At 47.3% G+C, this 18152-nt stretch carries 17 protein-coding genes; 8 read left to right on the top strand and 9 right to left on the bottom strand.

What is annotated here, in order from left to right; genetic code table 11:
* Positions 1-5: 5 nt before the first annotated feature.
* Entirely contained in the window at positions 6-1847 is a 1842-nt protein-coding gene (locus JW727_01485; protein MBN2094696.1) for a glycosyltransferase, read from the bottom strand.
* Positions 1848-2007: 160 nt separating this feature from the next.
* Between JW727_01485 and JW727_01480 the strand changes: the two genes are divergently transcribed.
* The 3 genes from JW727_01480 (at position 2008) to JW727_01470 (ending at position 4705) form a co-directional block, all read left to right on the top strand.
* Positions 2008-2598: a GNAT family N-acetyltransferase gene (locus JW727_01480; GenBank protein MBN2094695.1), complete on the top strand. Its 591-nt coding sequence runs from the start codon at positions 2008-2010 to the stop codon at positions 2596-2598.
* A 49-nt stretch (positions 2599-2647) separates the two neighbouring features.
* Positions 2648-3343, top strand: coding sequence for a YdcF family protein (locus JW727_01475; GenBank protein ID MBN2094694.1), 696 nt, complete (start codon positions 2648-2650; stop codon positions 3341-3343).
* Between the two features lie 144 nt (positions 3344-3487).
* Complete coding sequence (locus tag JW727_01470) at positions 3488-4705, top strand: hypothetical protein (GenBank protein ID MBN2094693.1); 1218 nt, start codon at positions 3488-3490, stop codon at positions 4703-4705.
* On the opposite strand, the gene JW727_01465 is transcribed toward JW727_01470, so the two are convergent.
* Together JW727_01465 and JW727_01460 are read right to left on the bottom strand one after the other, a co-directional pair.
* Positions 4698-5453, bottom strand: coding sequence for a hypothetical protein (locus JW727_01465; GenBank protein ID MBN2094692.1), 756 nt, complete (start codon positions 5451-5453; stop codon positions 4698-4700). The two genes, JW727_01470 and JW727_01465, sit on opposite strands and share 8 nt — an antisense overlap.
* Positions 5453-6460, bottom strand: coding sequence for an HlyC/CorC family transporter (locus JW727_01460; protein ID MBN2094691.1), 1008 nt, complete (start codon positions 6458-6460; stop codon positions 5453-5455). The genes JW727_01465 and JW727_01460 overlap by 1 nt, the downstream gene beginning before the upstream one ends.
* A 33-nt stretch (positions 6461-6493) precedes the next feature.
* On the opposite strand from JW727_01460, the gene JW727_01455 reads away from it, so the two are divergent.
* Positions 6494-7117, top strand: coding sequence for a hypothetical protein (locus tag JW727_01455; GenBank protein MBN2094690.1), 624 nt, complete (start codon positions 6494-6496; stop codon positions 7115-7117).
* A 34-nt stretch (positions 7118-7151) separates the two neighbouring features.
* Here the strand turns inward: JW727_01455 and JW727_01450 are convergent, their stop codons facing one another.
* Both JW727_01450 and JW727_01445 read right to left on the bottom strand, forming a co-directional pair.
* The gene (locus JW727_01450) at positions 7152-7463 is read right to left on the bottom strand and encodes a hypothetical protein (GenBank protein ID MBN2094689.1); all 312 of its coding nucleotides are present in this window, start codon (positions 7461-7463) and stop codon (positions 7152-7154) included.
* 3 nt (positions 7464-7466) lie between these two features.
* Complete coding sequence (locus JW727_01445; GenBank protein MBN2094688.1) at positions 7467-8948, bottom strand: type II/IV secretion system ATPase subunit; 1482 nt, start codon at positions 8946-8948, stop codon at positions 7467-7469.
* A 39-nt stretch (positions 8949-8987) separates the two neighbouring features.
* Here JW727_01445 and JW727_01440 point away from each other — a divergent pair, with 39 nt between their 5' ends.
* Positions 8988-12518: a hypothetical protein gene (locus tag JW727_01440; protein ID MBN2094687.1), complete on the top strand. Its 3531-nt coding sequence runs from the start codon at positions 8988-8990 to the stop codon at positions 12516-12518.
* 48 nt (positions 12519-12566) lie between these two features.
* Positions 12567-13691: a tryptophan--tRNA ligase gene (locus JW727_01435; protein ID MBN2094686.1), complete on the top strand. Its 1125-nt coding sequence runs from the start codon at positions 12567-12569 to the stop codon at positions 13689-13691.
* Between the two features lie 40 nt (positions 13692-13731).
* On the opposite strand, the gene JW727_01430 is transcribed toward JW727_01435, so the two are convergent.
* The 3 genes from JW727_01430 to JW727_01420 are packed head-to-tail and all read right to left on the bottom strand — an operon-like array spanning position 13732 to position 15192.
* Complete coding sequence (locus JW727_01430) at positions 13732-14364, bottom strand: DUF4013 domain-containing protein (protein MBN2094685.1); 633 nt, start codon at positions 14362-14364, stop codon at positions 13732-13734.
* Between the two features lie 48 nt (positions 14365-14412).
* The gene (locus JW727_01425; protein ID MBN2094684.1) at positions 14413-14691 is read right to left on the bottom strand and encodes a hypothetical protein; all 279 of its coding nucleotides are present in this window, start codon (positions 14689-14691) and stop codon (positions 14413-14415) included.
* Between the two features lie 51 nt (positions 14692-14742).
* Complete coding sequence (locus tag JW727_01420; protein ID MBN2094683.1) at positions 14743-15192, bottom strand: NUDIX domain-containing protein; 450 nt, start codon at positions 15190-15192, stop codon at positions 14743-14745.
* Positions 15193-15247: 55 nt separating this feature from the next.
* Here JW727_01420 and JW727_01415 point away from each other — a divergent pair, with 55 nt between their 5' ends.
* Positions 15248-15820, top strand: a complete 573-nt coding sequence (locus JW727_01415) for a 50S ribosomal protein L15e (GenBank protein MBN2094682.1) — start codon at positions 15248-15250, stop codon at positions 15818-15820.
* Positions 15821-15885: 65 nt separating this feature from the next.
* Positions 15886-16278: a RidA family protein gene (locus tag JW727_01410; GenBank protein ID MBN2094681.1), complete on the top strand. Its 393-nt coding sequence runs from the start codon at positions 15886-15888 to the stop codon at positions 16276-16278.
* Positions 16279-16300: 22 nt separating this feature from the next.
* Here the strand turns inward: JW727_01410 and JW727_01405 are convergent, their stop codons facing one another.
* Positions 16301-18130: a tRNA (N(6)-L-threonylcarbamoyladenosine(37)-C(2))-methylthiotransferase gene (locus JW727_01405; GenBank protein MBN2094680.1), complete on the bottom strand. Its 1830-nt coding sequence runs from the start codon at positions 18128-18130 to the stop codon at positions 16301-16303.
* Between the last annotated feature and the right edge of the window lie 22 nt (positions 18131-18152).

Raw genomic sequence — 18152 nt, 5'->3', positions numbered from 1 at the left:
CTCGCTCAGGAAAATCTCCTTCCGACTGCAAGGTTATGCGCTTCGATATAATGCCTCACCAGCTTTTGCCAGTCTGCCAGAAGTGAAAGACGTTTTGCCTCTATCTTGTTTTTGGTCCGGTCTGATTTTGAAAGCTGGCTGTACTCGTAAAGTATCCTGGAAAGCGCGCTGATTTCTTCCTCCCTTTTCTTGTTCATCCTCTCGAGTATATAAATTCCGGGGTATTTGCTGCGCTTTCCCTTCTCTTTAATGTACCTTCCAAATCCGGAAAGGTCAGTTGTAACCGATGGCACTCCAAGCGCTGCTGCTTCAAGGGGCGTGTATCCCCATGGCTCGTAAAATGAAGGGAATACTCCAAGGTGCGCTCCCTGAATGGCTTCATAATAGCTCAGGTCCAGGAGACCGTCTGCCCCGGATAGGTAGATGGGATAGAATATTGCTTTTACCCTATCTTCTTTGCGGTTCAACAATCCTGCATTTTTGAATGAGTTTAGTATCGTGTCGCTCTGTTCGTCATACAGGTCGTGAGTTGTAAGGGAGGGAACCCCGCTTTTCATTAAGCTAAGGACGCTTCTTTTGGTCTTTTCCAAAAAGTCCTGCTCGAACAGGGTTTTTTCGTTTACTTCCTTTTGGGACACCAGAAGAGTTATCACCCGGTTTTTTATGTCGTTTGCCCGGTCATCCACTTCATCCTTTACATCCTCAAAAAGCGTTTTGTTTTCAAGAAGCTCCTGCTTTATGCCCCGGACATTGCCAGGGACCCAGAAGAAGGCCACTATTGTTTTTTCAGATTCCTCTTTCTTGAGCCATTCATTTACCCTTCCAAGGGCCTCTATGTAAATGTCCATCCCCTTTACGTGAAACTCGTACCTGCTGCAGAGAAAGTAAAATAGCGTCTGCTCGAGGTCAAACGATTGGTAAGGGAAAAAGTAGTAGAGCAGGAATTCCTTCATCCTGTCTTTGTATAGCTTGTGCTTTATGGAGCCCTCTTCAAAGGTAGGGAACTTGCTGATGTCAAGCCCGTTTGGGAGGATTATGTCTGGCTTTTTGCCCAGAAGGTAGCTTGCCTCCGTCCCAGTAGTTTCGCTCACTGTAGTAAAGGCGTCGGCGTTCATTGCGCACTGCTTTTCTGTAAGGTGCTTTGCCTGTATTCCAAACTCGAATGCCTTCCTGTCCGGCTCAAGCTCGTCAAGCTTGTCATAGATGCTGATGTCGTGTCCGCTAAGGGATCTGCCAAGCATCGTTGCGTGCGTCGTAAATACTGTTGCTACCGGCGCTCCCCTTTGCTTCAGGTATAAGAGTCCCCCTCCCGACAGCCACTCATGGAACTGTGCCACTACAACGCTGCTGTCCACTTCGTTTTTGAATGTTTCGATAAGCTTTCCGGCGGCGTAAGACCATACCATCGGCTCGTCAAAATCATGGAACTGGGTTCCCAGGGAGTCTATCCTGAAGTTTTGCCAGAGTTGGTTTTTTATGTCATTTGTTTTTGCAGTAAACCCGCTATAATCTATGAGTATTGTGTTTGGCTCTCCGGATATGAGCCAGCGGCCGTAATAGCATTTTATGCCCTCCCGCTCAAGCTTTTCAAAGACCCTCTTGAATTCTTCCGGGGGAGCCCTTTCCTCGAAAACCCCTGCTATTTTCTTGGGGAAAAATGGGCCTACCGTGAAGTATCGGTTCCCATAATATTCTTTCATAGGCCCTACTTTGGACATTATTACCGTGTATATCCCACCCACCTTGTTGCAGACTTCCCAGGAAACCTCGAACAGGTAGTTTGCAGAAGTTTTCAGGGGGATATAATTTTCCTCGCCAGAGTCGCTTAGAACTCCTTGCGTACCCATAATAAACTACAAAAGTATTTTTATTGTAACCGTAGCAGGATGGTGACTTTCCCGCCAAAAGTGGATTTTGGGAGTTGCTTATTATTTGCCCAATTAATTTGCTGCTTTGGGGGCACTTGGAGGGGATTATTTAAGACTGGGCTTTCTTATTTGTGGTAATATGAAAAAAGGAGTTTCTCGGCCTCCAGAACTGTCGGCCTATCATGTCGAGCCGCTCCCAACGCCTAAGTTTCCTGGGGGCACATACCGGGCATTTAATGCCCTTACTGAAACCTACCGTGGGCTAAATGCCTTGCTGGCAGGGGCAAACACATGCACAACCATACTTGACCTTACCGACCCTGAAGGCGTTCCCAGAAGATTGCCTGAGCCGGCAAGGAGTTTTCTGGCTTTGCACAATGTCCACTCCTGCGAGGATTTGGCTCATGTGAAGACTGCTTATCGCAACCCATTTCATGTTTATGTAGTGGATGGTGAGGGGGGCGCTGGGGCTACTATAGGGGCCATATATTCGATAAGAACCGATTCCAGCAGCGGCGAGGTATCGTTTGGAATGCTGGTAGAGCCGGGTGCCAGAAAAAAGGGGGTGGGCTCGGCTATGCTTGGGGTCTTTGAAGGGCTTAATGAAGGCAGGATTATGAGGTCAGACTTTACCAACAGCGATGAAACTGCGGCTTTTTTCAGGGAGCAGGGATATGGTGTAGAGGTTGGCAGATATAACTCTAAGGCCACAAAGCCGCCCAAGATTTGAGAATAAATACCACCCAAAAATAATATATTGTTTAACGAGGTATAAACTAATGAGCAAAACAGAAAAGAAAGAGGCAGGCACCATGCAGTTTGTGGCATATAACCCAATAAACAGCAAGGCCGACACAATGGTGCTTGTGCATGGATATAGCGAGAACGTGCCTTCGGGATACATGCCATGGGCAGAGGTAGTCGAGGACCGGCTTAAAATGGCCCAAAAGGTGGTAGATTACCTTGAAGACCACGATATTGACACCTACTTCGTGATTTCCGGCGGCACCAAGAAAAACGGCGTAACTGAGGCGCAGGCCATGAAAAGCTGGCTCCAGAAATACCTTCCTGACCTTTACCATGAGATAAAGGACTACCTTATCCTTGAGGAGGAATCCCTGAAGACAAGCGAGAACGTAAAGAAGATGGTCAAGATGGCGGACCAATTGGGTGTAAGAACCCTGCTTCCGGTCACAAGCAAGGACCATGCTTCAAGAGTGGTGAGGGACTGGGCATACGAGAAGCCGGAAGGCTCAGACCTTATTATCGCAGGAGTGCCGAGCAAGGATTCCTACAGTGAAAAGAGCCACTACGAGAATGTGCAGCCGTTCATCGCGGAGCCGCCTTTCTGGGCAAGGGAAATCCTTGACAAGATATTCAAGGTTCCTGGAGAATATAGAGGCAACAAGGCAAACCGGGAAGCATTCAAGAAGGAGCTTGAAGAGCTATATAGGAAGTTTGGCGTTGCGTCCTAAAAGAAAAGGGAAATTTATTTTTTCAATACCCCAATGCTTGCATCAGCCAGGTATTTTATTTTTGAAAGTTTCCTATTTTTGGGTTTTAGTTGTCACTATCAAGAAACAAAAAAACTATAAATAGCATAAAATCTAGGATAGTATATGCAAAGGGGCTATTTGGAGAAAATCGGGAACGCTTTAGGCAACGCTGAAAAGTATGTTTCTGAGACTATATTTTCCCGTTTAGGCAAGGGCTCTTCAAAATATGCCCCCTTCTCAGGAGAGCATAATCTGGGCCAAAAAAGCCAATCCAGGGAAAACCTCTCTGGGGGGCGGGAAAAGCCCGTTTCTGGCAGCAAATATTGCCCAAACCCTTTGGCAGAGCGGTTTTTTTCAAGGTGGCCTGAACTGCCCATACTTTACACCGCTGGTGTGAAGACCGAAGGGTCATTTCCCGATGATTCGATGGGAATAAGTAAAGAGCTTTGCAGGTACTTCAAGGAGGCTTCAGAAGGCAAGGATTTTGAGCTTCACGAGATCTTTTTTGATGTGGGAAATCTCTGGAAGAACACGCAGACCTATGCGCAGCTTATTGCGCCAGGCAAGGCGCGCAGTGAGCGTGATGCCGAGTCTGCATTTGAGGGTGAAAACGGCGAAGCGGTTTACGGTCGGTCGGCAAAGAACCTCAGAAAGGTTAACGCTGGCGGAATACCGGACGCATATTCCATGATAAACCAGCACCCTGGAAGCGAGTTTGATTATCCTTATCGGCTTTCTGACATGCTGACGGCAAGAGAAAAGGCGCCTCCGGGCATAAAGCCGCACAAGCACTATTTTTTCAACTACCCCGAAGCTGCAATGGAAAAAGTGGGTGACATAACTGGCCTTACCTGGCAGAACATGCTTAACAAGGACCCATTGGGAAAGCCTCTCAAGGAGCCGATTTTCGAAGGCCCGTTCCAGTGGAGCGTCCTGGAGTATGACCCCGAGACAAAGGAGACCCGTGTCTTCTACGAGTGCGGCAAGGTCCCTGCATATGATGTGGACCTGCCTGACGCAATCCTTATTTATGCTGGCTGCGGCACGAACGCAAGTAACCCTAAAGTCGACGCGATAACCGTTGTGGGAAGCAGGAAGGGCTCTTCTGAGGGCGGAGAGTGGATAATCACACGAAACAAGGAAAAGCTGAAAGGTGTTGAAAACTATGAAAAAGTCCTGGCAGAGATAGACAATATTGTCGACACCGCTCCGCCAAGTTCGATTGGAGTTGAGCTTGTAGTGCAGGATACGCTTTACAACAACAAGCTAAAGCGCCTTGATAAAGTTCTTGCCTACGAGTATGTTTATCCAAAGGACGAGGTGGCGGCGCTTTTCATGTGACAGAAGTTTCTGTCTTTTTTGGGTTTTTGCTTTCCGCATCCTGCGGTGTAGATTCTTCCGTTTCTTTGAGTTTTTCCTCCCTGCTGCCTTCACAATTTGCTCCTTCTCTTCTGCCTTCCAGAATCTCCAAAAACTTGGTTGCTTTCTTTTCGCCCAAGCATTCAATTTCCATAAGCTCCTCTTTTGTTGCCGTAAACACTTTCCGGGGATTTCCAAACTTGTCAAGCAGCCGCTTTGACAGGACAGAGTTAACGCAAGGGAGGCCTGCAACCAGAATTTCCTGCTCTTCTCGAAGGTTCTTTGGCTTTTTCTTGATGCGCAGGGGAAATGACCTCTTCCTGTCCAGCTGCTCTCTTTTGGCAACCGTCTGTATGAATTTAGCGCTTTCTATCTTGTTTTTTGTCCAGACTGTTGATATTCCAAAGTCGACGGCTATTGCGGAAATGGCGCCAAAAACTACATTTTCATTAAATCCGATATAGCACTCGAAACCTTCGACAAGGAGAAGGGGCTTTTCAAAATTGTTTGCGAGTTCGCGCGCCTGTGGAAAGATTCGCCCGTCCATTATTGAAGAAATGAGGTCGGAGTAGGTCTTTCTTTCTATTGCTACCCTGTCCGAAACGATATAGTCCGCAATCTGAAGCTGCTCTTCCTCGACGATGCAGTTGTTTGTCTTGAGGTAGTCCACAATTCCGCTTTTTATTTCCCTCTTGTCGACTTTCACCCTGCACTTTTCCGTCTCTAGCATCAGACTCGCCTTAGATTTCTACTGGTCTTTTTGGAAGGTATGGCCTCAGGTTTGGATTCCCCCTTGAACTCGTCAGGTATTCTCTCCCCGACTATTTCTTCTATGACATCTTCTATGGTGACAATGCCTGCAAATTCGCTGAATTCATTAAGCACGACAAAAAGGTGGCACTTTGTTTTCTTGAAGGCATTGAACAGGTCGTCGAGGGGCTTGTCGCCCTCAACAAAAAACACGTTTTTTCTTGCCACTTTTCCGGCAGTCAGCTTTCTAGTATCCTTCCCAAGAATGTCCCTTGTGTAGAGAATCCCTACAATGTTATCCTTGTCTTTTTTGTAAACCGGCACCCTCGAGTAGCCGGAGTTTTTAATCCAAAGGAGCGTGGATTTGTCGAGCTTTTGGCCAAAGTCCAGCATTTTTACCGCGGTTCTTGGAGTCATAATGTTTCGGGCAATCTTTTCCGAAAACGAGAGGGCGCCTTTTAGTATTTTCTCTTCATCGGCATCGATAATTTTTTCATCTGCGTTTTCGTGCTCCTCGATAATTTTCATCAGTTCCTTTTTGGAATAGATGGTCGGCATTTCATCTCCCAGATACCGATCAAGCACTTTTGAAATTGGCCAGCATATGGGGTAGAGAAAGTACATGAAAATCTGTACAAACCAGGCAAATTTCGAGCCGATATGCAGGGCGTGCCTTGAAAATAGCGCCTGGGGTATTATCTCGCCAAATATGACTATAAGGGCTGTTGCGGTTATGTTTGCAAGCATACCAAAGAGCAGGTTTCCAAGAAGTATGGATAATGTGGTGTTTACCGCCACATTTGCCACAATAAGGGTGCAAAGAAGAAGGTTTCCGTTTTTGCGCACAGAGTATATCTTTTTTGCCTGCTTGTCGCCGAGCTGGGCCTTTCGCTCCAAATCTGCCTTGTTTAAGCTGAAAAACCCAAGTGTGAGCCCCGAAAACACTCCTGAGAAAACAAGCAGGGTGGCTATCAGGAGGTAGGACATATAATTAGATAAGCTTTAAAATAGTGTAATTCTATGAGGTTTGACGTTAAAGGCACATTACTCTTGGGTGATGCCGGGAATGGGGTGGAGGCGAGCGTTCTTGGAAGGAAGATATCAAAGGACGAGGTTTTTATCCTAAAGGAATTATTTGAGGAGGCCTGCCGCAAGGGTTGCTCAAATTACGGGAAAAACCACAGTTGCCCGCCCCATGGCACTAGTTTTAACAAGTACACGCGCAAATTCAGCCACATTCTTGCCATCAGCTTTTGCGTAAAGCCCGCTGAAGGCCTTAAAACCGCAGAAATTCCTGCATACCGGGAACTTGAAAGCGTCTCGGAAGCCCGGATAGATAAGCTTATGCGGTCTTTAGAGGAGTTTTCCGGCTCAAAATACATTTCTGCGAGGTCGTGCCGCATCTGTTCGCCCTGCAGGAGGGCGCAGGGAAAGCCCTGCAAGAACCCGGACCTGCTTCGCCACTGCACCTGCGCGCTTGGAATAGACTGCGGCTACTTGTCAGAGAAGTTCTTCCAGCGGCCGATTGTCTGGCAAAAAGGGGCCTTTGAGGGCTATCTGACATTTATATGCCTTCTCCCGTTCAACGAGAAGGACGAGAAAAAGATTTTTGCAGAGCTTCGTAAAAAACTTAAGAAGCATTAGTTACACATCAATATATAGGTTTCAGCACCCAATATCAGCTTCTCAGAATGTCCAGGTACTTGGTGTTCAACTTGCTCATGTCGTGTATGATTTCTGCCTGAAGCTCTATGGGTTCGCTGGGTATTACAAAACCGATTACCCTTACAAGCAGCCCCTGCTTTAGCTCTTCCGGCTTTGGGGACTCGTCAGAATAGGAGACCGTGATGTTCCCGCTTCCATCGTCCATCACGAAAAACCCCTCCTGGGGATCGATAATTTTTCCTAAGATTCTCACTCTGGTGTCAAGATTTGGATTTATTTCTGATACCCGCCTCCATACTGAGGGCTCGGTCTTAAAGCCAGCCATAATTTAACTTTTCGAATAATAAGTTTGTATCTCCCTGTGCACCTGGCCAATATCGAGCACCATTTCCTTTGACAGCTTTTCAAGGAAGGCCTTTCTTTTTTCGATTTCTCTCCTGACATCTTTTATATCCAGGCCTGATTTTTTTGCAAGTGCCGCGAGGGCAAAGCTCTCAAGCCCGTCTTCAAAAGAATCATCTTTGCTGTTCCAGGAGGAAACCACGGTAGTTACCGCCTTTCCGGTCCTTTCATCAATCTGCCGGAATTCCTCTATTTTTGAAACTCTTCTCTGAAGGTGGTTTTGGGATTCAATCCGGTCAATTGTCACGACTACGTCAAGAAGCTCGATTAGGGAGCCGGGAAGGTTTATGGGCGGCGTTTTGAGGCGGTTTAAGACTGAGTCGATGTCCTCAGAGTGAAATGTTGCCATTGTGGGGTGTCCTGAAGCCATGCCCTGGAACATTATGTAGGTTTCTTTTCCCCTCACTTCGCCAACCAGGACATGGTCGGGGTTTTCCCTGAAGCTTTCCCTCAAAAGCTCCTCAAGCCCGACTTCCCCGAGGCGCATTCCTCCAATGGAAGCTCTTGCAACTGTAGCGGTCCAGTTTTCATGGAAAAGCTTTATCTCGCGCGTGTCCTCTATAGAAACCACTTTAGACTTTTCCGGGATAAAAGTTGCAATCACGTTCAGGAGCGTTGTCTTTCCGGCGCCTGAGCCGCCTATGATGAGTATATTTGAGCCCTTCTCGATGAGGTACCAGAGGTATGCCATTGCCTGTGGGGAAATTGTTTTTGAGTGAAGAAGTTCTGTCGGCGAAAAAGGGGTATGCCTGAATTTCCTTATGGAAAAGTTTGGGCCTCTTGGGGAAACCTCGTCGGATATGGTTCCCTGGACTCGGCTTCCGTCAGGCAGGCTTCCCTCCAGGAAGGGGTCCGAGTAGGTAATATATTTGTCGCACCTCTGGGCAAGCTTGATTATGAAGTTCTTCAGCTTTTCGTTTTCAGTAAAGCAGATGTTTGACCTGAGGTTTCCAAGAATTCTGTGCTTTACATAGAGAGGAGTTTTCGTGCCGTTGCAGTTTATGTCCTCGATGTACTCGTCATGCATCACGGCTTCGATTTCGTTAAGCCCCACAAAGTTGCGGTAGATATAGTACATGAGCTTTTCAAAGTGCTTTTCAGAAATTGAGATTCCGTATTCTTCCAGCAGGCGCTTTATTTTTTCGTTAAGGTATTTCATAAGCTCATCCGGGTCTTTTACTTCTTCCGGTGAAATGTCTATGGTCTGCAAAAGCCCTTGGTGAAGCTTTTCAAGCATCACTTCATCATCCCGGGTAAGCTCCGGCTCAATAATCTCGTAATGAATTTCCCCGTTTCTGTAAAATAAATGCGCTTTTGCAAAAGGCCTTAAGAGAAGGTAAGTCGTATCCGTTTTTTGCAAGTCTTTTGGAAATTCGACAAGCTGCGGCGATTCCTCTGGCCTGAACATAATTAGATAGGGTATAATCTATAATTAAGACCTATTTTTATGAATGAACTGAAAGGGGCTTATCCGCCGCTTCTGATTCTCTTTGGGCTTGTAGTCTCGGTCGTGATTTTCATGGCGGTCTTTAAGGTTCTTGGGCAGGCAGGGGCTTTTCAGTATGAGCAGCAGGCGGAGATAACTGCCCGGAATATGCAGACTGCGATAAACCAGGTCTGCGTTACTGGAGCCACACAGGAGGTTTCTGTCAATTTTCCACAGCGCCTTTCATCGAGCGGGATTTCAAAGCATCCGCTTTCCCTGATGGGCTCGATTGCAAGTGGGGACTTTGCCGCGACCTCGGATGCGCTCAGGTATATGGCAGCTCTCGACTCTTTTGGCGACCCCTGGTATGTGCTGTATTATGAGGACTTTCCTGTCGGCGAGGATTCCGGTTGGACGGGCTGGAGCAGTGTTGCGGCAGAAAGGACGACCAGCCAGGCCATGAAATTTTCCGATGCCGCGATATGCCTTAGCACTTCTGCAGTTCCGGTTCTTGGAGACATGAAGAACCTGGGGGCAAGAATTGCAAGAAAAGCAGGAAGCGTGGACGACATGACCGAGATTTACCAGAAAAACCGCGCGCTTGACCGGCTGCTCAGGGATTATGATTCTATTTATATTACTGCCCGCGTCGCTGGCGGGACTGTTAGGGAAACTGTCGAAAAAACCTGGCTTGTCAGAAATGGCAGGAATGTTTTGTCTAAAGGCAAGGGGGCTTATGACCAGAGTCTTGGAAAAGTTTTCAACAGGTTTTTCCCGAAAAAAGCCCTTTCGGTTGCAGTGGACCCGCCAATGGTCTCGCCTGTTGGTCGCCATTTGACGGCTTTCAGCAAGACTGAGGAAATTATTTCCGACAGCTCTACGGGAATCAATTCCCTTAAGTCAGTCTTGGCAAGGGAAGGAGGTGACACTTCTGCTGCAAATAGGCTGATAAAGCAGCTTGATGGCCTCAAAACCAATAAGGAGCTTACGGAAGGCGGCTACAAGAACATTGTTTCTCAGCTCAAAAATTCAGATGATGCTAAGCAGCTTTACAGCGCATCTTCAGATATACTTGCCAAAGACATAGAAAAGCACACGCAAATTCTTGGGTCCGGCTCAAACCCGCTTGTAAACCGCCGTATACTTGGGCCGGATGGAAATACTCTCAGTGACGCCGAAGAAGAGTTCTTAGGGGGGCTTGTGAGGCGGGTTGGGGCAGGTGATGAGATAAGCAAAGCAGACGTCCGGGTTGTAAAAAGGATATTTACCGATTCAAAGGGCGAGATAGACGGCGAGTGGCAGAATTTTGTGGAGGTATTTCAGGACACTCAGGCGATAAACGAAAACTTCCGCCAGATGGAATCTTTGTCAAGGCATCTCCTGGACGATAACAAATTACCCACCACAGAAGTTGATATTCGCGGCACGACAATAAAGGCGGGGCCTCAGCCGATAGAATATTCCCGCGTCTATCTTGATGCGATAGAAACAAGGCGCTTTGGGCTTCCCGCAATAGCTGCATATTCAAGCGTCATGGGAGTCGAGCGGCTTGGGCAGATTGCAAAGTCGGGGCTTATAAGAGAAGGCCGTTGGGCAACTACGTCGTACGGGGCTTCGTTTATGTTCAACACGCTCGAGGTTTCGCTTTTTGACCAGGCGCAGTACAAGTTTTATCCCTGCTCAGGAAACGCGCTCTGCCTGAAGTCTGCAGTTAACCCTTCGATAAGCATTCTTCCGCTTGATGACTGCAAGGCAGTTGGCATAGACTACATCGAGCTTGACAAGACCCCTGCGGACGCAGCACTTATATCTGGAAGTTCCAGCTCCTGGAGCATTGCAACGCTAAACAGTTTTGGCACAAAGCTTTTTGGCGGAAAGACCACCTCTAAGTTCTACACCGCAAGCCCATGCTCAGGAAAGGTGAAAATTGAGAGGACTGCATGCGACTGCATAATGCAGGAGCAGTATTATATTGACACTTCTTCGCCGGACATCTTTGAGGTCAAGTGCACCATCGAAGACTTTATTGGAGATGAGGTGCGCCTGAAATGCACGCTTACTAAGAAGAGGTCGTATGCAAGCTTTTCCGGGGAAGCGGAAGTCCTTGACGAAAACCTGCGAGTGCTTGTGCCTCTTATCTGCAAGGATGACCTTGGAAGGTGCGACCTTTCTTTTGACCTGACTGACTCGGGAATGGTTACCTTCAGCGTCGGAAGGTGGGATGACTACTTTGGGGAGTATTATGCAGACCTTTCCGAAAAAACACGTGACAGAATAAATCAAATTAAGGATACCAAGGGTGACCAATGGCCTTCGGGAGATGGTACCCGTGAGGATGAGCTTTCTAAGGTGGATAAGCTAATGGATACTCTTGGAGAGTGGGACTTTGTCCTTCCACTCGAAGCATCAATCGTAAACAACCTGGACGAGGCCAAAGGCAAGGAAATATCCTTTGACCCGATAGTTTTGCCATCAGTTCCCTTCAAGTACCACACCTGCATAGACGAAAGCCAGCTTTGGCTCAAGTGCGCGCATTGGGAAAATATCGGCGCTTCAAACCTGGTGAAGGACACGCTGGACGGAAAGGAAAACATCAAGGCAAATGAGTGGTGTTGCCTATCATGGGTTCTTTCAAAGGAAGACGGCTCGTCCAGCCCGATTCAGGGCGAGGTTCTGCACTTCGATTCCTGTGAGGAGTATAGCACGCTTACCTTTCCCTTGGTTCGAAATAACCTTGGCTCAGTGATGGGTCTTGACTTTGCGCCCATAGGGGGTGAAATTTATATAGAGCCAGAAGTTGAGGGCACTTTTCGCGGCGGGACATCAAGGGCTTTTAGGGCTTATGGCGAAGACGGAAATGAGGTTACTTCAGGGCTTGTCTGGTCTGAAGGCACAGCCGGCGTCTGCCAGAGGACAAGCACAAATGACATTGGAACGTACCTGGCTACCGGTGAAGGGGCTTGCAGGATAGATGTCCAGTATGGCGGCAAGAAGGCGTTTTACATTGTTTCGACAGTGGACTCCATCGAATGGGGCTTTGACACGGAAGCCAAAGCAAACCTATTTTTGGACTCAAATGCCCACAGGATACAAAACCAGCTTTCCCAGTCCGGTAAGATAATCCTGCCAAAAAAGTCCGATGGGGGACAGGACATAGACCCTAACGGAGAAATTGGAAAGCTTTACTGGTACAACCTTCCTCTGGTTTTTGAGCAGGGTGAGAAAACCCCATGCATCAAGATAAAGTACTATGCTACTGATGAAATGGGCGCTGGAAATGCAGCGACCGGCTTTTGCTATTCTTCCCCAACTGCCTGGGCGGATGTAAAGGCGGGTGGTTGGGTTCTGGCTGCAACAGTCATAGATATGGGGCTTGAAGTGGCAATTGACATCACGACCGCGGGAAGCGGTGCCGCAAGCGGCATCGGCGGGTTTGTAAGCTGCATGGCAGGAAACTTCATAATGTGGTACGGCGAACAGGCAGTGTCCGAAGAGAAGCAGGAGGGCTACTGGCCAAACAACATCTATTTCGAGAATTATTTCACGGACTAGCGCCGCAGGACCTAGTGCTGTTTCTTAAATTATCTGAAAAGCCAAATTATGGAAAAAGCAGTTGTGACTCCGTGGGAGGTGAAGGGAAACATAGACTATGATGCGCTTATAAGGGAGTTTGGCGTTTCGAAAATAGATGGCAAGATGCTTGAGAGGATACAGAAGCGCACAGGAGCGCTTCACCACTTCCTGAGGAGGGGGATTTTCTTTGCCCACAGGGACTTGGGCTGGATTCTGGACGAGTATGAAAAGGGAAACAAGTTTTTTCTTTACACAGGAAGGTCTCCTTCAGGAAACACCCACATAGGCCACCTTGTCCCGTGGATTTTCACGAAGTGGCTCCAGGACAAGTTTGGAGTAGAGCTTTATTTCCAGTTTCCCGATGATGAGAAGTTCCTGTTCAAGTACGAGATGACGCTTGATGACACGAAAAAGTACACTTACGAAAACATGCTTGATGTTATAGCACTTGGCTTTGACAAAAAGAAGACTCACTTTATCGTAAACACGCGCCATGCAAACCTTATGTATCCCGAAGCCCTGAAGGTTGCAAAGAGGATAACCTTCTCGACAGCAAAGGCGTCTTTTGGGTTCACAAACGAGACCAATATTGGGGCAATTTTCTACACCTCCATGCAGGCGGTTCCTGCTTTTTTGCCATCCGTCCTGAAGAAGAAAAACCTCCCCTGCCTGATACCTCATGCGATAGACCAGGACCCGCATTTTAGGGTGTCAAGAGATGTCATTCCAAAGCTGGGCTACTACAAGCCCGCGTCAATCCAGTGCAGGTTCCTGCCGGGACTTGCTGGAATGGGGTCAGATGGCAAGATGTCTGCCTCAGACGCAAAGACTGCAATCTACACGACTGACGACCCGAAAACCGTAAAGAACAAGGTAAACAAGTATGCTTTTTCTGGCGGGCAGCCGACAGTCGAGGAGCACAGGAAAATTGGGGGAAACACAGACATCGATGTTCCGTACCAGTGGCTGACCTTTTTTGAGGAGGACGACAAAAAGCTGAAGGCAATTCATGACGACTACCGCAGCGGAAAAATGCTGACCGGAGAGATTAAGGCGATTCTAATTGACAAGCTTAATGCCTTCCTTGAAGAACACCAGAAGAGGCGTGAGGCAGCAAGAGACCTTGTTGAGGATTTCATGCTCAAGCCATAGCCCAGGCATTCAATTTTGCTAAAAATCAAAAAATAAGGGTCTATTTGAGTTCTGAGTAAGTCTGGCCAAAGATTGTCATTGCCGTAAGCCCTGCTATGAACGAGCCGATGAATGGGCCGATTATAGGGACCAGGGAAAGTACCCCCACGATGAGTAGCCCGTATATACTCGCCACAAGCCATGAAACAAGATATTTCACGCTGAACGCTTTTCTAAGTACCTCTCCAATGCCGAAAGCCGAGCCGAAACGGTCTGCTGCAACATATTTCATTATTGCCATTGGAAGGATGTAGAGGGCGAAGAGCAGCAGAACTGCCCCGAAGGCCATTCCCATTCCTGCGCCAAGGAGCGCTCCCGAGTTTACGCTGGCGCCAGTTGCGATGCTTGTGAAAATTGAGACGAGCATTGCACCGCCGGCCACTGCCATTATTCCAAGAGGTATGAGCATGTATATGAAGGCGATTGCCAGGGACAGAAGGCCTTTTATGAAGAGGTTTCCCCAGTCCTTCCACTCCGGCAGGTCAAACTTCCTTCCCATCGCGCTTTTTGCGCAGTTCAATTGGTAGCCGATAGCAATGAAGTTTATAATCGGGACTATGTTCAGGACGATTCCAATAAGCAGTTTGTTGAAGTCGCTAAAAGGTCGCTTTATCGCTTTGGTAAAATCTACCATAAGTGATTGTATCCAGCTATATAAAAAACAAAACCCGTTGCATGCAGGCTATCTCTTCTTCTTTGGTTTTTTCTCTTCCTGGACTTCGGGCTCCTTTTTCTGGCTTTTGGAGTCCCTCAGGTCTTCCATTTCAATCCAGGTGACCAAGAGCCCCATAAGGACCAGAAAAGCCCCAAATCCGCCGGCTAAAAGTATCAGGAGCGCGTCAAACGAGGAAACCCCGTCAGAAACATTTATATAGCTCCCAAACACACTCCCCCAGACATACCAGGCAAGCCCTGCCGCTGTTACAAGCAAGCCGATTATCAGTTTTACCCATGCGTTCATAGATATAATTGGCTTAAGAGGTTAAATACCTTGCCTTTGCATTTTTGAGGGCTAAACGGTCAGTTCCTTTATCCTAAGGTGTGCGCGGGCTATGTCCTGCTTCAGTCCGGGTATGAATTTCAGCCCGTCAAGCTCCGTGGCCTTCTGGATTTTCCATTCAGTGTGCTCTTCGCTGATTTCCGGCCCCCTTCCATTCAGAAAGCTCTCCACCTGGCAGGCAAACCGGACTCCCGGAATCTTCACTTGTTTCTCGCCCAGGGCAGGTATCTCATAGGCAGCCAGGGCAAAGAGCGGCTTTATAACTGCCCCGAATTCTTCCCTAATCTGCCTTTTTATGGCCCCCTCAAAGCTTTCCCCGCTTTTGACCTGTCCGCCGCCGCACTCCCAAAACCCCGGAAAAATGGCTCTTGAAGCGGACCTTTTGGCAATAAGGACCGAATCCCCAAGAAAGCAGATTCCCGCCACGTGGACTTCCAGCTTATCAGTGCCCTCCTCGCGCATAAATTACTTATACTTAGGTATTGTGCTTAAGAATATTAAATTTTTATCAAAAGTTATGGCACTAGCAAGTATCCTGGCGAAGTTGTGGAAAAAACCCAAAGAGAGCCCTTTCTGGAAAGACCGGCTTATAACCTGGAGAACACAGGGCGCGCTTGTCAAGATCGAGGACCCCACAAGGCCTGACAGGGCGCACGCGCTTGGGTACAAGGCAAAACCCGGATTTGTCCTTGTAAGGGCAAGAATTGACAAGGGCACAAGGCGCAGGCCAAGGGTTAAAAAAGGTCGAAAGCCGCTTAAAATTGGTACCAAAATTCCTGCAAAGAAGTCAAAGCAGTGGATTCTTGAGGAAAGGGTGGCAAGGAAGTACAAAAACCTTGAGATTCTGAATTCTTACTGGGTTGGCGAGGACGGAAAGCACCACTGGTATGAGGTCATACTTGTGGATAAAAACCACCCCCAGATTCTGGCAGACAAATCCATCAACTGGATTGCCGAGTCCCAGCACAGGGGAAGGGTCTTCAGAGGTCTTACCGGCTCCGGGAAGAAGTCCAGAGGCCTTCTTAATAAAGGCAAAGGGGCCGAGAAGCTTCGGCCTTCACAGGCAGTTCACAGGGGAAGGGGCAAGTAATTGCAGATTTTTTGACTTTCGTCAAGAGCTATTCTATTCTTTGTTTCTCGTGTATTATGCCTCAAATGAAAAAGGAGATTGTCAGAATTCCCGGAATAGCTGTTCCGCCAAGCCCATTCAATCACGCAGTCAAGGCAGGCAATTTTATCTTTCTTTCGAGCCAGCTTTCCGCCGACCTGACAGAGCATAAAATCCTTGGAGGAACTATCCAGGAACAGACCCGCCAGGCGCTTGAGAATATTAAGTTCCTGCTAGAATCATCTGGCTCTTGCCTGGATAATGTTGTCAAAGTCGTGATTTATATGAGGGATGTCAAGCGGGACTTCAGGGACATGAACGAAGTCTATAGGAACTACTTCAAAAAAGGAGAAGAGCCTGCCAGAATAACTGTCCAGGCATTGTCCCCAATAGACAAGATAGATATTGAGATTGAAGTGACTGCGATACTTCCTGACTAGAAGGATTAGTTTTATGAAAGGTCTATTGTCTTGTAAAGACCTCTTGGAGATGATCTAATATTTTTTCGTCCAGGGGGTGTTTTGCATGACTGTTGACAATCGTTATTCTTTCGACACCATCTATCAGAATTGCAGAGCAATTAGGGTTGTTTTTGAGTAGGTTATCGTCCAAGGGAGAATCATATTCACTGGTTAAAGTGTCTAAATAACTAAATGCCCCGGGATAGTGACAGCAAACTATGAGAAGTTTAGAATTTTCCACTCTTTTGTCTTCAAACTGGTCGCTTTTTTCATTCAACGCCCGTTCAATAACCCGATTCAGCCTATTCCGTGCAAGCCCTCCGCCCATAACACTTAGTTTCTGTCCTCTGACCACTTTACGCTCAAAGGTATTCTTTTTGAGTTCTTTTGTTGAACGGGCAAGAGGTTCTTCTGGCATATACACCTCAAATCCAACAATCTTTTCATTGAACCTAATAAAGAAATCCCCGTGTTCTTCATTTTCTTCCCGTTCTCCTTTGAATATATAATTATAATATTCTTCGGCAGTTTTATGCAAATCAATTTTTCCAAAGATTTTTGTCCCTTCGGTTTTTTCTACCCTGACTATTACAAATTTTCCTGGAGGGCAAACCTTGTCAAGAATAATCTCCCTATGGGCAAAGTTTTTTCCAATTCGCTTTTCTGTGATAAGCGCTTCGCCAGTCCAGCCAATCCATTTTTTTGTTTCCACTTCGGCGATTTCTTTTGCAAGCATGTGGGCAATTTCGCTTCTTTTTTTCAATACTGAAGAATCCAGCGGCTTAAGCTTTTCTGCAGGAGTTCCATGCCTTTCGGAATACCTGGAGATATTTATCCAGTCGGGTCGGGTTTTTCTCATGAGCTCAAGGGTCATCTCAAAGTCTTCCTTGGTTTCTGTCGGGTAGCCAACGATAAGGTCTGTGCCTATCGTGGAAAGCGGAAAACTCTTTCTGATTTTCCGCACAAGCTCTTCAAACGCCTCTGGCTTGTAAGGCCTATTCATGTCACTTAGGACTTTGGCTGAGCCAGACTGGACCGGCATGTGGAAGAACTTAAAGACCCGCTTATCAGAGCAGACTTCAAGAAGAGGGCCTATTATTTTTTTAAGCTGGTTAGGGTTTAACATTCCAATACGGATATAGTATTTTCCATTTGCCCGAAGGATGTTTTTGAGAAGATCTGAAAGGTCAGTTCCTAGGTCAAATCCGTAGCAGGCATTATCCTGGCTTGTAAGCCATATCTCAGTGCATCCGGAAGATACGGCATCCTTTACGTCATGGACAATGCTTTCAGGGCAGTATGACAGAATAGACCCTTTTGCTATTTTTGTCCCGCAGTAAGAGCAGTTTCCAAGGCAGCCCGATGAAATCTGGACAATTCCTACAAGAGGATTTTTTCTCTTTCTTGGAAGACCCGCTTTTTCTTTTCTGCAACTTCCGAGAAGCTCGGGTCGGCCTCCGTCCAGCAAAGCCAATGCTGCTTTCTTTATCTCCCCGATGCGGTTTGTGGATAAAAGACCTGCATTTGGTGATGCCTTAGCCAGTTTGTCCCGGATTGCGTCAGGCATGCACCCGCAGACCAGGATTTTTTTGGAGGGGTATTTCTTCGAGAGATATTTCAACCGGCCAAGTATCCTGTTCTCTGTTGTTTGCTTTACGTAGCAGGTGTTTATGATGATGAGCTTTGCATTCTCGATGTTTTCTGAAATCTTAAATCCGGATTCCTGAAGTATTCCCGCAATAATTTCACTGTCGGACTGGTTTGCGGAACAGCCATGGGTTTGTATGTAGAAAAAAGTACTGGTGTGCCCACTTGGATTTACAGGTTTCATAGTATTTCTTTCCTAAGCGGAT

This window comes from Candidatus Aenigmatarchaeota archaeon (genome assembly GCA_016932615.1).
In the GTDB taxonomy this organism is placed as follows: domain Archaea; phylum Aenigmatarchaeota; class Aenigmatarchaeia; order QMZS01; family QMZS01; genus JAFGCN01.
The sequence above is the reverse complement of the archived record's forward strand: the minus strand, read 5'-3'. Positions and strand labels throughout refer to the sequence as shown.

What these genes read in the sequence shown, in the direction of transcription:
- JW727_01435 (MBN2094686.1), top strand. Translation starts at nt 12,567, where the DNA reads ATGGAAAAAGCAGTTGTGACTCCGTGGGAGGTGAAGGGAAACATAGAC.
- JW727_01425 (MBN2094684.1), bottom strand. Translation starts at nt 14,691, where the DNA reads ATGAACGCATGGGTAAAACTGATAATCGGCTTGCTTGTAACAGCGGCA.
- JW727_01475 (MBN2094694.1), top strand. Translation starts at nt 2,648, where the DNA reads ATGAGCAAAACAGAAAAGAAAGAGGCAGGCACCATGCAGTTTGTGGCA.
- JW727_01450 (MBN2094689.1), bottom strand. Translation starts at nt 7,463, where the DNA reads ATGGCTGGCTTTAAGACCGAGCCCTCAGTATGGAGGCGGGTATCAGAA.
- JW727_01440 (MBN2094687.1), top strand. Translation starts at nt 8,988, where the DNA reads ATGAATGAACTGAAAGGGGCTTATCCGCCGCTTCTGATTCTCTTTGGG.
- JW727_01405 (MBN2094680.1), bottom strand. Translation starts at nt 18,130, where the DNA reads ATGAAACCTGTAAATCCAAGTGGGCACACCAGTACTTTTTTCTACATA.
- JW727_01445 (MBN2094688.1), bottom strand. Translation starts at nt 8,948, where the DNA reads ATGTTCAGGCCAGAGGAATCGCCGCAGCTTGTCGAATTTCCAAAAGAC.
- JW727_01470 (MBN2094693.1), top strand. Translation starts at nt 3,488, where the DNA reads ATGCAAAGGGGCTATTTGGAGAAAATCGGGAACGCTTTAGGCAACGCT.
- JW727_01460 (MBN2094691.1), bottom strand. Translation starts at nt 6,460, where the DNA reads ATGTCCTACCTCCTGATAGCCACCCTGCTTGTTTTCTCAGGAGTGTTT.
- JW727_01420 (MBN2094683.1), bottom strand. Translation starts at nt 15,192, where the DNA reads ATGCGCGAGGAGGGCACTGATAAGCTGGAAGTCCACGTGGCGGGAATC.
- JW727_01415 (MBN2094682.1), top strand. Translation starts at nt 15,248, where the DNA reads ATGGCACTAGCAAGTATCCTGGCGAAGTTGTGGAAAAAACCCAAAGAG.
- JW727_01465 (MBN2094692.1), bottom strand. Translation starts at nt 5,453, where the DNA reads ATGCTAGAGACGGAAAAGTGCAGGGTGAAAGTCGACAAGAGGGAAATA.
- JW727_01455 (MBN2094690.1), top strand. Translation starts at nt 6,494, where the DNA reads ATGAGGTTTGACGTTAAAGGCACATTACTCTTGGGTGATGCCGGGAAT.
- JW727_01430 (MBN2094685.1), bottom strand. Translation starts at nt 14,364, where the DNA reads ATGGTAGATTTTACCAAAGCGATAAAGCGACCTTTTAGCGACTTCAAC.
- JW727_01410 (MBN2094681.1), top strand. Translation starts at nt 15,886, where the DNA reads ATGAAAAAGGAGATTGTCAGAATTCCCGGAATAGCTGTTCCGCCAAGC.
- JW727_01480 (MBN2094695.1), top strand. Translation starts at nt 2,008, where the DNA reads ATGAAAAAAGGAGTTTCTCGGCCTCCAGAACTGTCGGCCTATCATGTC.
- JW727_01485 (MBN2094696.1), bottom strand. Translation starts at nt 1,847, where the DNA reads ATGGGTACGCAAGGAGTTCTAAGCGACTCTGGCGAGGAAAATTATATC.